General features: G+C 53.3%; 13 protein-coding genes. All 13 read left to right on the forward strand.

The genetic code is table 11. The features are described from left to right. Positions 1–44 precede the first annotated feature (44 nt). The 13 genes from NOM55_RS04305 (at position 45) to NOM55_RS04365 (ending at position 15,532) form a co-directional block, all read left to right on the forward strand. Positions 45–1,460 carry an FAD-dependent oxidoreductase gene (locus NOM55_RS04305; protein WP_305118844.1) on the forward strand — a complete coding sequence of 472 codons (1,416 nt, stop codon included), beginning with the start codon at positions 45–47 and terminating at the stop codon, positions 1,458–1,460. Between the two features lie 266 nt (positions 1,461–1,726). After that, positions 1,727–1,996 carry a hypothetical protein gene (locus NOM55_RS04310; RefSeq protein WP_255907650.1) on the forward strand — a complete coding sequence of 90 codons (270 nt, stop codon included), beginning with the start codon at positions 1,727–1,729 and terminating at the stop codon, positions 1,994–1,996. 83 nt (positions 1,997–2,079) lie between these two features. After that, on the forward strand, positions 2,080–4,908 hold the full coding sequence (locus NOM55_RS04315; RefSeq protein ID WP_255907651.1) for a YjbH domain-containing protein: 2,829 nt from the start codon (positions 2,080–2,082) through the stop codon (positions 4,906–4,908). A 42-nt stretch (positions 4,909–4,950) separates the two neighbouring features. Next, positions 4,951–6,828, forward strand: a complete 1,878-nt coding sequence (locus tag NOM55_RS04320) for an SLBB domain-containing protein (RefSeq protein WP_255907652.1) — start codon at positions 4,951–4,953, stop codon at positions 6,826–6,828. A 52-nt stretch (positions 6,829–6,880) separates the two neighbouring features. Continuing rightward, positions 6,881–8,014 carry a Wzz/FepE/Etk N-terminal domain-containing protein gene (locus NOM55_RS04325; RefSeq protein WP_255907653.1) on the forward strand — a complete coding sequence of 378 codons (1,134 nt, stop codon included), beginning with the start codon at positions 6,881–6,883 and terminating at the stop codon, positions 8,012–8,014. 76 nt (positions 8,015–8,090) lie between these two features. Next, a complete protein-coding gene (gene pseB, locus NOM55_RS04330) occupies positions 8,091–9,089 on the forward strand; it encodes a UDP-N-acetylglucosamine 4,6-dehydratase (inverting) (protein WP_255907654.1) in 999 nt (332 codons plus the stop codon). Next, positions 9,089–10,237 carry a UDP-4-amino-4,6-dideoxy-N-acetyl-beta-L-altrosamine transaminase gene (gene pseC / locus NOM55_RS04335; protein ID WP_255907655.1) on the forward strand — a complete coding sequence of 383 codons (1,149 nt, stop codon included), beginning with the start codon at positions 9,089–9,091 and terminating at the stop codon, positions 10,235–10,237. Before pseB ends, pseC begins: the two co-directional genes overlap by 1 nt. Next, positions 10,234–10,926, forward strand: coding sequence for a pseudaminic acid cytidylyltransferase (pseF, locus tag NOM55_RS04340; RefSeq protein WP_255907656.1), 693 nt, complete (start codon positions 10,234–10,236; stop codon positions 10,924–10,926). The genes pseC and pseF overlap by 4 nt, the downstream gene beginning before the upstream one ends. Then, positions 10,926–11,894, forward strand: a complete 969-nt coding sequence (locus tag NOM55_RS04345; protein ID WP_255907657.1) for a hypothetical protein — start codon at positions 10,926–10,928, stop codon at positions 11,892–11,894. The genes pseF and NOM55_RS04345 overlap by 1 nt, the downstream gene beginning before the upstream one ends. Beyond that, positions 11,872–12,423 (forward strand): UDP-4-amino-4,6-dideoxy-N-acetyl-beta-L-altrosamine N-acetyltransferase, encoded by a 552-nt coding sequence (gene pseH / locus NOM55_RS04350; protein ID WP_255907658.1) that lies wholly within the window; start codon positions 11,872–11,874, stop codon positions 12,421–12,423. Before NOM55_RS04345 ends, pseH begins: the two co-directional genes overlap by 23 nt. Continuing rightward, a complete protein-coding gene (gene pseI / locus NOM55_RS04355) occupies positions 12,410–13,444 on the forward strand; it encodes a pseudaminic acid synthase (protein WP_255907659.1) in 1,035 nt (344 codons plus the stop codon). Before pseH ends, pseI begins: the two co-directional genes overlap by 14 nt. Positions 13,445–13,446: 2 nt before the next feature. Next, positions 13,447–14,343, forward strand: coding sequence for a phytanoyl-CoA dioxygenase family protein (locus tag NOM55_RS04360; RefSeq protein WP_255907660.1), 897 nt, complete (start codon positions 13,447–13,449; stop codon positions 14,341–14,343). Beyond that, positions 14,315–15,532 carry a hypothetical protein gene (locus tag NOM55_RS04365; RefSeq protein WP_255907661.1) on the forward strand — a complete coding sequence of 406 codons (1,218 nt, stop codon included), beginning with the start codon at positions 14,315–14,317 and terminating at the stop codon, positions 15,530–15,532. The genes NOM55_RS04360 and NOM55_RS04365 overlap by 29 nt, the downstream gene beginning before the upstream one ends.

Below are 15,532 nucleotides of genomic sequence, written 5' to 3' on the forward strand. Positions count from 1 at the left end.
AACGCCTTGCGGCCAACGTTGGCCGCAAGGACGGAGGAATGATCATGGGTGACGTTTTCCAGTTCATGAAGCTCTCGCGCAACCCCGGCGACAAAGTCGAAGCCGCGGTGCGCAAGATCGAATTCAAAGAGATTTACACCCCGCTGCACAGCGTGGATGCCGGTGACCAGGCCGGGCGTTGCCTGTCCTGTGGCAACCCGTACTGCGAATGGGAATGCCCGGTGCACAACTACATCCCCAACTGGCTGAAGCTGGTGAAGGAGGGCAAGCTGTTCGAGGCGGCCGAGATGTCGCACAAGACCAACAGCCTGCCGGAAATCTGCGGTCGCGTTTGCCCGCAGGACCGGCTGTGCGAAGGCGCCTGCACCCTGGAGCAGGGCGGCTTCGGCGCTGTCACCATCGGCAGCGTGGAGAAGTACATCACCGACGAGGCGTTCAAGGCCGGCTGGCGTCCGGACATGTCCAAGGTGATCTGGACCGACAAGAAGGTGGCCATCATCGGCGCCGGCCCGGCCGGCCTCGCCTGCGCCGACGTGCTGGTGCGCAACGGCGTCAAGCCGGTGGTGTTCGACCGCTACGAGGAAATCGGCGGCCTGATCACCTTCGGCATCCCCGAGTTCAAGCTGGAAAAGAGCGTGATCAAGACTCGCCGCCTGATCATGGAAGAGATGGGCGTCACCTTCCGTCTCAACACCGAGATCGGCGTGCAGGTCACCATCGACGAGCTGCTGGAAGAGTATGACGCGGTGTTCATGGGCATGGGCGCCTACAAGTTCATGAAGGGCGGCTTCGATGGTGAATACCTGCCCGGCGTGCTGGAAGCGCTGCCGTTCCTGATCAACAACGTGCGCCACAGCATGGGCACCCTGCCGGAAGGCGAGGCGCACCTGTCGATGCAGGGCAAGCGCGTGGTGGTACTGGGTGGCGGCGACACCGCGATGGACTGCAACCGCACCGCCATCCGCCAGGGCGCCAAGAGCGTGATCTGCGCCTACCGCCGTGACGAGGCCAACATGCCGGGTTCCAAGCGCGAAGTCGGCAACGCCAAGGAAGAGGGCGTCGAGTTCCTGTGGAACCGCCAGCCGCTGGGTATCGGCGAAGGCGCCGACGGCACCCTGCGCCTGCATCTGGCAGAAACCCGGCTGGGCGCGCCGGATGAGAAAGGCCGTCGTGCCGCCGAGGTGGTCGAGGGCTCGGAACAGGTCATCGACTGCGATCACGTCGTGATCGCGTTCGGTTTCCAGACCGAGGCGGCAGACTGGTTCGGCCACACCGGCATCAAGACCGACAAGCGCGGCCGCACCGTGGCACCGGAGCAGCAAGCCTTCAAACACCAGACCAGCAACCCGAAAATCTTCGCCGGCGGCGACCAAGTGCGCGGTGCGGATCTGGTGGTTCGGGCAGTGTTCGAGGGGCGGCAGGCGGCGGAGGGGATGCTGAGCTATTTGCAGGTGTGGTAAGCCAAAAAGTTATTCTATCTTGTTGAAGACCCGTCGTTAGACGGGTTTTTAGCTGAATTATTAGGCGGCTGGGGCCGGAGGAAAAAATTGGTATTTCTCAATGTATCCTGCAAGGCCATTAAAGAGTAGTATTTAATTTGCCTATAATTTTCGTGTAATATGACGCTGGCTATACTATAACCCCATGATTTTGCTTAAAAGGGGCTGTTAGTCTGGTCTTGGCCATGTCTAGTATTCAGTGTCTGCAAGAAACGGAGCTTTTTAAGATGAAAAAATCCCTGATGTTGGTCCTCATTTCTGGTCTGCTCGCAGGCCAATCTTTTGCGGCTGAACCAGCCGCGGCGACCTCTGCGGCTGGTTCCTCTGCTGCGGGCACCACTTCTGCCGCTGCTGCTGGTGCGGCTGGTACTACTGCTGGCATTGCTGGGCTGTCGGTAGGTACGATCGCTGCTATTGGTGCTGCTGTGGCCGCTGCTGTGGCGGTATCGTCGAGTTCCGATTCGTCGACGTCCCACTCGGCGACCTCGCACAACTAAGCAGTTTCACTCTTGTAAGAAGAGCCAGATGCTGTTTGACTTGGCATCTGGCTTTTATTGTCTATGTATCATAAAAGCCCACTGTGTCAAAATTTCTTGTCCTGTTCCGTCGTTGTTCCCCGCTTCTGGTCTGCAGCCTTGCGTTTGGTGCTCCCAGCCTTTCAGGTCAAGAGGGCTATATTGGCATGCCTAACGCATATGTTGGTGCGGACGGGACATGGAGTATTGGTTATAGTTTCGACAAGCCCTATAGCTCACTATGGACGTCTGCAACGTTGCTGCCAGCCTTGCAGGGGACGGCGCGCTATGTAGGGGTAGCGGGGATCAGCGGTTTTGATAGCTCGCAGTACGGTGGCGATTATGGTCGCTACAAAGACAAGGTATTTGACGTCAAGCTCCAGTTGTTGCCCGAGAGCGACTATTTCCCTGCTATTGCTGCAGGCCGTACCGATTTATTTGGTACTGGCCTGTTTCGTGGAGAGTACCTCGCTGCCAGTAAACAGCTGGGGGATGTGGAAGCCACGGTGGGCTATGGCAAAAATCGTATAGACGGTCTCTTCGCCGGAGCTCGCTGGACACCTTCCCAGCATCCCAACTGGTCGCTGCTGGCAGAGTACGATGCCAACAATTACCAAGAAGATTTCCGTGCCAGCGAGACCTTCGCCCGCAGGCGCAAGGCAGGACTCAATACGGGGGTGGAATACCGTTGGGGCTGGCTATCCATGCAGGCTGCGTACCAACAAGGCCATAGCAGCCTCAATGCCATGCTGAACATTCCACTCAATGAGCGCGAGTTTGTTCCCAAGATATATGAGCCGGGCTATTACGCACCCACAGAGCTTCCGGTTCGCCCCACTGGTGAGGAGTGGCGTTCGAATCCAGAGCACGCAAAAGCATTGCAACGTGCTTTGCAAAAACAGAACTACACCTTGGTTAGTATGGCGTATCGTCGTGGCACACTCATATTGAATCTGGGTAATAGCCGTATTTCCGAGGTTGGACGTGCGGTTGGACGTGCGGTACGCACCGCGCTCTACTTTGCGCCGCTAGAAACGCGCACCATCAAGGTGACCTATACCGAGCTTGATCTACCTGTGGCCACCTACGAGTTCTTCGATATGGCTACCTTGCGTGACTACCTGGCTGGCAAGATCCACCGTGAACGGTTCAACGAATTCGTCCTTGTCCGATCCGGAGGGCCTCAGGATCGAATTGAATACGGTCACGACAATGTCTCCCTGGCTACAGGACTGTCCGAGGAGGCGAATCTCTCCGTCTTGCTATCGGAAGATGGGGACATCGTGCAATTACGGAAACAGGATTCGCTGCTTAATCGGTTCAAGATTGCTCCAAAACTAGGTTTCTACTTTAACGATCCTAGCGGAGCCCTGCATTACGACCTCAGCGTGGCCAGTAATATCGACCGGCGGTTGGGCGAGGGGCTGTACCTGAATACCAGCGTGGGCGCAACGGTGCTGGAAGATGTCAGCGATGTAAAACAATCCTCCAACAGCTTGTTGCCGCATGTCCGCTCAGACGTCGCGGAATACAAACGTGGCGGCAAGGTCAAGCTGTTCAAGACTGTGCTCAATCAGTACTACAAGCCAGCCACCGATTGGTATGCCCGTGCCTCGGCCGGCCTCTATGAAGAAATGTTTGCAGGGGTGGGCGGGCAGGTTTTGTTTGCCCCGTCTGGTTTGCGCTGGGCGGCAGACATCAGCATGGATGCGGTTCAGCAACGGGATTTCAAGGGATGGTTTGGTATGAGGGATTACCAAACTATCACTTCCCTAGCCTCGCTGCACTACCGTCTGCCATATGGTGTAACCGCCACGGCTCGTGCAGGGCGCTTTTTGGCCAAGGATAACGGGATTCGTCTGGAGTTCAAGCGCCGCTTTCGCTCCAATGTGGAAATCGGGACCTGGTATACCCGTACGAATGGTAACGATATTACTAATCCGGGATCACCTTCTTCTCCATATAATGACAAAGGTATTTTTATTTCGATTCCTCTCGATTCGATGCTGACTGTCGATTCGCGTTCGAAAGGCCGTTTTTCGATCTCGCCGTGGACTCGTGACGTAGGGCAAATGGTGGCCAGTCCGGGAGATTTGTACGGTTTGATCGAGGATGATCGAGAGCAAGTCCAGGCATTCGATGGCCTTGGTAACTTTGCCGAACATTCCTCTGAGAGCGGACGGCCGGAAGTGGACCTACCCATCGAGCGCTTTACGCCGTGGCCCAATATCAAGTTGCGCTTGGAAGATTCTGCTCGCGTCTTTCCCGAGCTGACACCCCTGGCCAAAGGCGGGTTGTTGGCTGGCGGAGCGATTGCCTTGGCTTCACTAAGTGACAAGAAATGGGATCACCTGACTAGCCACCATCAGGACAACCGTGGACTCAAAGCGTGGAACCGCTTTGGCAAAGCGGCCCCATGGCTTGCCGTAGGTGGTGCCGGCTTGGCTTTGGCCTTTGGGGATGAACGGCTGCAAAATACCAGCTTCATCAGTCTGCAATCGGCTTTGGCAGCTGGTGCGGGTAGCATGCTGTTGAAACAGGCCGTCGGACGTAGCCGGCCAGAAGGCGATAATGACCACTGGGACCGTATCTCCGGTAGTAAATCTCGTCAGGACAGCTCCTTCCCTTCCAATCATGCGGCCATCACTTTTGCGGCACTGACGCCGTTTGCCAGCGAATACGATGCTCCATGGCTGTATGGGGTGGCAACCGCCGCCACCTTGGGGCGTACAGCAGCTAGGAAGCACTGGTTCTCTGACGCAGTGGCCGGTGGTTTGCTAGGCCATGCAGTGGGCCAATGGTTGTGGACGGCACAGCGCCAGAACAATCGTTACCAGGCCGTATTTGATTTTGGTCGGAATAAGGCTGGTGTGACCATCAATGCCCATTATTAATCGGTAATTATTTGTTTATTTTATTTTCAACAAGGTTTGCAAATGCACCAACAACGGTTTGCCAGAAAGTGGCTGATTGCAGGTTCCGCCGGACTGTTACTGGTACAGCCGGTGGTAGCGGCTCAACAGGCCGTAACAACTCCTCAGGTGGTGGCAGCGGTAGGTGGGGAGCAAGGCTTACCCGTTTTGTCTACTCCAGAGATCCAGGTAAACAAGCAACAACCCCAAAAAACACCTCAATTGAGCCCGGTGGAGATTATTGCTCGCCAGAAGAGCTCGTTTGCCGATTTTGCCAAACGGGTCTCCGGAGTGGAGCTACCGGTATTTGGCCAGGAGTTGTTTCAGAGTGCCTTGTCGACCTTTGCCCCGCTGGATGCCATCCAGGTTAATGGCGATTATCTGATCGGTCCTGGTGATGAGATTCAGCTCAGAGGTTGGGGGATGGTGGATATCGATATCTCCAGCTCGGTCGACCGTAATGGCAGCGTTTACCTGCCTAGTGTGGGTTCGATCAAGGTAGCGGGTGTCAAATATCGCGACTTGCAGGGCTATCTCAAAAAAGCTATCAGCCGGGTGTTTACCAATTTCGATTTGACCGTCAGCGTGGTGCAAACCCGTTCGGTACAAATTTACGTCGTTGGCCATGCGGTGCGTCCAGGCACCTACACGCTCAGTTCAATGAGCACGCTGCTCAATGCGCTCTTTAGCTCGGGTGGCCCTTCCGGCTCAGGTTCGATGCGTGCCATCCAGGTCAAGCGGGGAGGAGAGGTCATCACCATGTTTGACCTTTATGAGATGCTGGCCCGAGGCGACAAGAGCAAGGACATTGCGCTGCAAGATGGCGACGTGATTTACATCCCACCGGTAGGTCCGCAAGTGGCCATGGTGGGGGATGTGAAGCGTCCCGCCGTTTTCGAACTGAAAGACAAGACCTCGTTGGCTGATGCCGTAGAATGGGCGGGAGGCTTTTTGTCTTCAGCGCCTCAACGGGAAGTCATTGTTGAGAAAAGCGTCGATAACCGTTACCAGACGGTGGCTGAAATCAGCGGGGCAGTTGGTGACATCCGCGGCAAGCTCGCGACTTTGCCGCTGGTATCAGCGGATGTAGTCCGTATCGTGGCTCCGGGCTCTGTTGCGGTAGAGGCCCAGAAGCAGCGTGAATTCGTCAAAGTCTCTGGCGAGGTGCGCAACACGGGCGTGTTCCAGATTCAAAAAGGGGAAACCCTGCGCGAACTGATGGCTCGCCTGGGGGGGGGCACAGATAATGGCTACCTGTTTGCCATGAGCATCAGCCGTGAAACCGTTCGACTCCAGCAGCAAGCCAAGCTGGACGAAATCGCAGATCGGTTTGAAAAAGAGATCCAGACTGCAGCCACGCAAAAACTGTCAGGGACGACGGACAAGGACTTGGCCGCCACGACCAAGGCAGAACTGGAACGTCAGCAACACCTGGCAGACAAGATGCGCTCGGTAAAAGCCAGCGGCCGTATCGTCCTTGAACTGGATGATGCCAACGCCGGTATCAAGAACCTGCCGGATTTGCCGCTGCAGGATGGTGACAGTATCAATGTGCCAAGGATGCCGGGGACGGTTGACGTATTAGGATCGGTGTACCAGCAAAACACCTTTATCTACAAACCGGGCCGGAATGCCAATGATTATCTGGCTTTGGCGGGTGGAGTCACTCCAGGAGGCGATAAGTCTGAAATGTATGTCATCCGTGCCGATGGCACGGTTCATAGCGTGAACAACGCCGGATGGTTGTCACGGCTGGGGGGGCAACAAATCAATCCAGGAGATACCATTGTACTGCCAGAGAAAGTCGAGCGCAGCAGCTGGACACAGTCCTTTAAAGAATGGACCACTATTCTGTACCAGTTTGGCCTGGGCGCTGCTGGCCTCAAGGTATTGAAAAACTGATAATACGGCAGGTGGCTGAGGATACGGCCTCCATGAGCATGGATACGCAAATATGTCTGAACATTACATCCCAAATGCAAAACGGCAGGAAGAGGAAATTGATTTAAGAGACATAGCCGCAACCCTGATGAGGCAGAAAAGCTGGATCATTGGTTGTACTGCTGGGGCAGGAGCTATTGCTTTAATTGCTAGTTTGTTGATGACTCCTATTTATACTGCCACCACCACCATTCTTCCGCCGCAGCAGCAATCTAACAGTATCGCTGCTGCGCTTGGCTCGCTGGGTGCGCTTGCCGGTGCGGGTGGTATGGCTGCCCTCAAGAATCCCAATGATTTGTACGTGGGGATGCTCGAAAGCCAGACTGTGGCCGATAGGCTGATTGAGCAATTTGCTCTGCGACAGCGCTATCAGCAGGAAACCTTGGTTGGGACCAGAAAAGCATTGGTTAATGCGAGCAATATCAATGCAGGTAAGGATGGTCTGATCAGTGTCAGTGTCGATGACGCAGACCCGGCATTCGCAGCCAAACTTGCCAATGCCTACATCGACGAACTTAAAAAGCTGAGCCAGAACCTCGCGGTAACCGATGGGGCACAGCGCCGACTGTTCTTTGAAAAACAACTGGAGAAAGTGAAGCAGGATCTGTCTAGAGCTGACGTCAGCCTCAAGCAAAGGCAGGAGAAAACAGGCCTTTTGCAGCCGGAGGGACAGATCAAGGCAATTATTGATAATGTTGCTACGTTCAAAGCACAGATTGCCACTAAAGAGGTGCAATTGTCTGCAATGCGCAGTTTTGCTACCGAGCAGAATCCGGATTATCTTCGCACCCAGCAAGAGATCACCGCAATGCAGAAGCAACTAGCACAACTGGAGCGGGGACAGCTTTCTGCAGGCGATATCGTTGTGCCTACCGGTAAGCTGCCGGAAAGCGGGCTCGCCTATATCCGGGCATTGCGCGAGGTAAAATATCAGGAAACGTTATTTGAATTGATGTCGAAGCAATTTGAAATGGCTAAACTGGATGAGGCCAGAGATAGCGCATTAATTCAGGTTCTGGATGTCGCAACGACGCCTGACTACAGAAGCAAACCGAAAAGGATGTTGATCGTTCTGGCCGGTACTGCTCTAGGAGCTGTTGCTGGGGTGGTGCTTGCACTCCTGTGTGGACGGCGTTTGCAAAAATAGTGTGATTTAGATCTTGACCAATGGGTCTGCGGAGTCTATTTCGATTAAGATTTGATATTTATGGAAATTAAAAGCGATGCTTAATGATTCTACCATTCTGATTACCGGTGGCACAGGCTCCTTTGGCAATACCTTCGTTCCAATGACGTTGGCTAAATACAATCCGAAAAAGATAATAATTTTTTCTCGGGATGAAATGAAGCAATGGGAGATGGCGAAGAAATTTCAGGGTGATTCGCGTGTTCGCTTCTTTATTGGTGATGTCCGGGATAAGGACAGGTTGTATAGAGCGCTCGATGGCGTTGATTATGTGGTCCACGCAGCGGCAACCAAAATTGTGCCTACTGCAGAGTATAATCCGTTCGAATGCATCAAGACCAATATCAATGGGGCAATGAATCTGATCGATGCCTGCATCGACAAGGGCGTCAAGCGTGTGGTGGCCTTGTCGACAGACAAGGCCAGTAGCCCCGCAAACCTTTACGGAGCGACCAAACTTGCTTCCGACAAACTGTTCGTTGCAGGTAACTCCTACTCGGGTGCGCATGACACCCGCTTTGCCGTTGTGCGTTACGGTAACGTCATGGGTTCGCGTGGTTCGGTAATCCCTTTCTTCCTGTCGATTCGCGACGGCGGCGAGCTGCCCATCACCGATGCCCGCATGACCCGCTTCATGATTACCTTGGAACAAGGGGTAGAGCTGGTCTGGCACGCATTCGACGACATGGTCGGCGGCGAAATCTATGTCAAGAAAATCCCGTCCATGAACATCTGCGATATTGCAAAAGCCGTTGCTCCAGATGCTTTCCATAAAATTATCGGTATCCGCCCTGGGGAGAAGTTGCATGAGCAGATGATTGGGGTAGAGGATGCCTATTACACATACGAATACCCGGAACATTTCAAGATTCTGCCCAATATCAATGGCTGGGATACCTGCGAACAGCGCATCAAGGATGGCAGGAAAGTTCCTGAGGGCTTCATCTATGCCAGCGACAATAACCACGAGTGGATGTCGGTTGAGCAACTAAGAAGCTGGATCGAGGTTAATAAAGCCAAGGTGGGGAATATCTGATGGATTTCATTCCCTACGGCCGGCAATGGATTGACGAAGACGACGAGAAGGCCGTACTGCAAACTCTGCGTTCAAGTTACCTTACCCAAGGGCCGGCAGTAGCCGTATTTGAACAAGCGCTGTGTGACTATACCGGCGCCAAATACTGTGTCGCGGTTGCAAGTGGAACCGCCGCGCTGCATCTTGCCGTAGCGTCGCTGGAACTACCGGAAGGCTGCGAGGGCATTACGACGCCCAATACCTTTACGGCCACAGCCAATAGCATGGCTTACTGCGGGCTCAAGCCAGTGTTTGCCGATATCGACCCGGTTAGCTACAACCTCTCTCCCGACGCCCTGGCAGCAAAAGTCAACTCGTTAACCCGTCTTGTGATTCCTGTGCATTTTGCCGGGCAGGCTGCCGAAATGGAGCGGATTGCGAGCATCGCGCAGAGGAACGGATTGAAGGTCATCGAGGATGCCGCGCATGCGATCGGCTCCTGCTATCGCGATGGCAGCAAGGTAGGGAACTGCCGTTATTCCGATGCGACGATTTTCTCCTTCCACCCGGTGAAAACACTCACCACCGGCGAGGGCGGGGCTATTATGACCAATGACGAGTCCCTGTACCGCAGGATGCTGCTACTGCGTACTCACGGTATTACCAAGGATGCGGGCCAGATGAGCCAGAACCCCGGCCCTTGGTATTACGAAATGCATGCGCTTGGCTGGCACTACCGAATTACCGACATGCAGGCCTCGCTTGGTGTGAGTCAGTTGCGTAAGCTGGAGCAGTTCAAGCACCGGCGGCGTGAGATTGTGGCACGCTACAACGACAGCTTCGACGGATTGCCGTGGCTTGTCACCCCGCACGAAGCAGAGGGGCTCGAATCCTGCTTCCACCTTTACGTGGTGAATATTGACTTTGCTGCAATCGGCAAAACTCGCGCAGCAGTCATGCAACAGTTGCACGAGGCCGGAATCGGCACGCAGGTGCACTACATCCCTGTGCATACACAGCCTTGGTATCAGCAGCACTATGGCTATCGTCAGGGCGATTACCCTGCGACCGAGGCCTACTACCAGAACTGCTTGTCGCTGCCGCTGTTTGCTGCGATGACCGAGGCGGAACAGAAGCGAGTGATAAACGCCGTGCGGGAATTGGCATGAAGCTGGCGCTTATTCCTGCACGTGGCGGTAGCAAGCGGATTCCGGGCAAGAATATCCGACCGTTTTGCGGTCAGCCTATTCTTGCGTACTCAATAGTGGCCGTTCGCGAGAGCGGCCTGTTCGACCGTGTGATCGTTTCCACCGATTCGCCACAGATTGCCGACGTGGCGCGCCAGTACGGGGCGGAAGTGCCCTTCCTGCGGAGCGAGCAGGCCTCGGACGATCACGCGTCACTGCTGGATGTCATGCGGGAAGTCGTGGCGCAATTGGCCGCCGGTGGCGAAGTGTACGACCAGCTCTGTTGCGTACTACCGACCGCGCCACTCGTTACTGCTCGGCGTTTGCAGCAAGCCTATGAACTCTTTGTGCAGAATAGGCTGGATGCGGCGTTTCCGATAGTTCGCTTTGGCTACCCGATCCAGAGGGCCATGACAATGTCGCAGAATGGGTTGGTCTCCATGCTGCAACCAGAGCTGTACCTTACCCGTTCGCAGGATCTTGCCCCGACGTTTCACGATGCCGGCCAGTTCTACTGGCTGCGAACCGTTCCATGCTTTGCTGCGGGTCGTGTGTTTAGCGACAACTGTGGCGGTATCGAGATCTCGGAGTTGGAAGCGCAGGACATCGACAACGAAACCGACTGGCAGCTGTGCGAACTTAAGTACCAGTTATTGCGGAAACAGTTGTAATGCTGTTGCGCATCTATACGGAAGGCGACTTGCAGCGTGGGCTGGGGCATCTCACCCGGTGTTCGGCATACGCTGCCGCGTGGCGGCAGCGGGAGGGGGGCGTTTGTTGGGTGGTGGATGGTGACGAAGCGGCACGTAACGCCCTGCTGGGCGAAAGTGTCGACTGGAGGAAAGCTTGGCAGGAAGAGATTGTCATGCAGCGGCACGATGCGGTTGCAATCGTTGACAGCTATACAGCGACGCTGTCTGTGCTACAAAGTATCTCGGACAATCACCGACAGGTGGTGTATCTGGATGATACCTTCCGTTTGTCCTATCCGGCAGGACTGGTCGTTCACTCCGCGCCCGGGAAGGCAAGACAAGTCAATGATGGCGCCCAATGGTTGTGGGGTCCTGCTTGGCAGCCGCTACGTCCGGCCTTCTGGAATATCCCTTTAAGAAAGGATTTTGCTCCGGAAATAAGCCGGGTGCTCATCCTGATGGGGGGGACTGATGTGCGGAATCTGATCCCTGCAATGGTTTTTGCGGTACGCAGTGTTTATCCGGTGAGTGAGATTAATGTTGTAGTTGCCCGCAAGGATTACAACCCCGTAGCCGGTGAATATGTGCACTATGAATTGTCAGCAGAGCAGATGGCAAAGCTGATGTTACAAAGTGACATAGCGATTAGCGCGGCAGGGCAGACAACCTATGAACTTGCTGCATGCGGTTTGCCTGCGGTGCTGGTTCTGGTGGCCGATAACCAGCGCACACAACTGGATGGCTGGCAAGAAACAGGGACATTCAAATATGCCGGCGAATGGAATGATGTTCGGCTAATGGAAAAGGTAATGTGCTGCGTGCGGGAGTTGAGAACCGTAGAATCACGCATGCAATTAAGTATGGTAATGCAGCAGCAGGTGGATGGTGGTGGAGCCGTGCTGCTGATGGAATATTTGGCGAATAATGGCGATGCATGGCATATATAATTATCAAGACTTGACCCTAAAATCTTTTTCGGTTTTGAATGAAATAGAGTCAAATTTTGTTCTGGAAATGCGCAATCATCCAGAGGTCGCTTCATGGATGGTTGGCAATATTAAGATTGATCGTCAATCTCATAAGCAATTCATGGCGAATCAATCGTCGGAAACCCGAAATTTTAATTATCTTGCCTATGACGCAGATGGTGTGGCTGGAGTGGTCTCCCTGCATAGAGTAGATCGGTATAATGAGATTGCATGGCTTGGAATCTATAAAAACCCATTCAGGAGTGAGAAGGGGCTTGGTCGGAAGATTTTAAAGGCAATCTGCCATTTTGCATTTGAGGTGGCAAAGCTGCATACATTCAAGATCGAAGTAGTCAGTAATAATGCTGCAGCTATTCGAGCGTACTCTGCCATAGGTTTCAAAAATGAGGGGGTTTGGCGTGAGGCGGTGAAGCGTGATAGCGACTATTTAGACCTAGTATTGATGGGTATGACTTTTTCAGAATGGGTGGGTCATGAAAAAAAGTGAGAAGGTGTTCATTATCGCAGAGTTGTCGGCGAATCATGGGCACAATATAGAGAATGCCCTGGCAACTGTCCGTTCAGCCAAGCAGGCGGGTGCCGATGCCATCAAGATCCAAACGTATACTGCAGATACCATCACGCTTGATTGCAATAATGAATGTTTCCAGATCAAGCAGGGCACAATCTGGGACGGCATGACATTGCATAAGCTGTATCAAGAGGCCTATACGCCGTGGGAGTGGCATGCCGCGATCCAGCAGGAAGCAGAAAAGCAAGGACTGGTATTCTTCTCTACGCCTTTCGATTTTTCGGCTGTGGATTTCTTGGAAGAACTAAACGTTCCTCTGTACAAGATTGCCTCCTTTGAAATTACCGATATCCCGTTGATCGAATACACGGCTAGCAAGGGCAAGCCGATGATCATGTCCACCGGCATCGCCAGCCTCGCGGATATCGAGGCGGCGGTCAATGCATGCTGCCGTGCCGGTAACCACGACATTACACTGTTGAAATGCACTTCGTCGTACCCTGCCCCTGTGGAAGAGGCCAACCTGCTGACAATGCCGAACATGGCGCAAACGTTTGGGGTCAAGGTCGGCTTGTCTGACCACACCATGGGACATGCTGTGCCGATTGCCGCCGTGGCGCTTGGAGCTCGGGTGATCGAAAAGCACTTCATCTTAGACCGGGCAATTGGAGGTCCGGATGCCTCATTCTCCATGACACCTGATGAATTCAAACTTATGGTCGAAGGGGTTCGCCAAGCTGAAGCGGCGCTGGGCCACGTCAGCTATGAGTTGACGGATAAAGTCCTAAATAGCCGTAAGTTTTCCCGTTCTCTGTTCATTGCACAGGATGTTAGAAAAGGTGAGGTGTTTACCGCCACGAATGTCCGTTCCGTACGTCCTGGCGATGGCCTGCCTCCCAAACATATTCGTGAGATCCTTGGGGCGAAGAGCCGCGGTGACTTTAAAGCAGGGACCCCACTTTCTTGGGACAAAATCGAGCTGAACGAAAAGGTGTAAAGATGATTAGCCGTTACAGACTGATGCGTGGTGTCCTGAAAAGAAAATTCGCCCGTGAATTTTGCTGGAGGCTGACGGCGCTCTGCCTTCATTCGGAAAAAAAGAAATTCATAGCTAGAACCCAGGCTACTATCAAGAACAGCATCTTTGGCCTCGATCAGGCTCGGGTGGGGACGGATGTCGATTTGTTGTCCCACAACGGCGCCACGCCCGGCTTGCCACTGCCGGAGCCCATGGTAAAAGAAGTGCTTGCCTATGCTACGCAGAGCCCGGTTTATGCGGACCGGGACAAAAAGCGTGGGTTTTATCTGAGCGATCTAAAAAGAGTCGAGCAGAAACTGGGAAAGGAAGTGTTGTTGGCCCAGTATTTCAATATTTTGAACAATGAACATATCCGGAAAATTGCCTACGATCCCTATCTGTTGCTGGTCGCTGCCAGCTATCTGCAGGCACCGCCCAAGCTGATGGGGGCAAACCTGTGGTGGACTTTTCCGTCCAATCCCAGCGCGGAAGATAAATCCAAGCACGCCCATGTCTTCCATTACGATCTAGATGACGTGAAGTTTGTCAAATTCTTCTTCTATATCACTGATGTAGACGAAGATTGTGGGCCACACGTCTACGTGGAGGGCTCGAACCGTGTTATCAAATACAAGAATAGCTGGTTGCGCTCCCTCCGCTTTACCGATGCTGAGATTGAGGAGGCTTACGGCCGGGACAAGGTCAAATACGTGATGGGGCCGGCAGGTTCGACTTTGATCGAAGATACTATCACTATTCATAAAGGAACCACCCCAACGAAGCAGCCTAGGTTGCTGCTGCAGTTTGAGTTCTCGATCAATACTTATCCGGAAATGAGCTGCGAGTGTGATGAGAGCGAACTTGCCTTTGCTGTTTAAGAAGGTGTTGGGAAACTACTTTTTTGCTCTGGCAATATCCGCTGCATTCTCAGCTTCAAAGGCATACTTTATCTCCAAGGCAGTGGGAGCCTCCGCTTTTGCCGAATATAGCTACTTTGCCCTTGCGGTCGGCTTTGGCAGCATATTCGCTGGTGCTGGTGTGGTCTTGCGCTGCCATACAGAATTGCCTGCAATCCTGCAAAAAAAACAGGAGGGACGCCTGTTTCTGAGTCAAGGGCGGGGCTGGGTATTGGTGGCAAGTCTGGCATATGGGGTTTTCCTGAGCATTCTGGGGGGTATCCAGAGATGGTCTGCTGAACTGATCCTGCTGTCAGGACTGCAAGCGACGTTATATCTGATTTTTACGTTCGACTTGATAGTTCTGAAAAGTCGTGGGCAGTTTTCGGTTTATGCCAACCTTCTCATGCGCCGCAATCTGATATTGTTTCTTGGGGCAATTACGAGTGCATTTCTGACCGGGCATACCTTGTATGTAATGTTGGTGGAAACATTGCTAAACCTAGTGCTTGGTTTTCATCGGCTATGTCGGTGGAAAAAAAGCTTTTCTGTTCCAAGCAAGGCATACTTACAAAAAACCATGCTATTTGTTCCGGTGGCGATGATTGGTGCGTTTTCACAGTTTTCTGACAAAATCGTTCTTTCTCAGATTTTTTCTAAGGCAGACTTTGCTGTTTATTCGTACTTTTCGCTGGTGGTGGTGGTTGGGACGACTTTGCAACAATTCCTGAATACGCGAGCCATCGTGGTATTTTCCCGAAAGGGTGAGGAATTGCCCGCATTATGGAGGGACTACCGGCAGGTGGTTCTACGGGCAGGGCAGTTTGGCTTGGCTGCACTGCCTGCGGCGGGGATATTTCTGACGCTTGACATGGTAAAGCCGAAATGGTTGATGGTGGACCTGGAATATATGGCCTGTATTGTTGCCATTGCCTTTTTCCGGTTGATCGACTTTTCACAGTCAGCCTTGGTGTGCATGCATAGGAAGAAAAGTGCCTTGTCTTTGCAGGTGATGTTTGTGCTGTTGCTTGTTGGTGGTGCATTGCTGTTGTCATCCAGTGCTGTTGTGATATCAGCGCATGGTCTGATCCTGGTGGCCGCACTTGCAGTATGGAGTGCATTGAGTTGCCTGGCAGGCAGTTCTGCTGTCTATTTTTATTGTAATAAGTAA

The organism is Vogesella sp. AC12 (assembly GCF_024437575.1).
GTDB lineage: Bacteria > Pseudomonadota > Gammaproteobacteria > Burkholderiales > Chromobacteriaceae > Vogesella > Vogesella indigofera.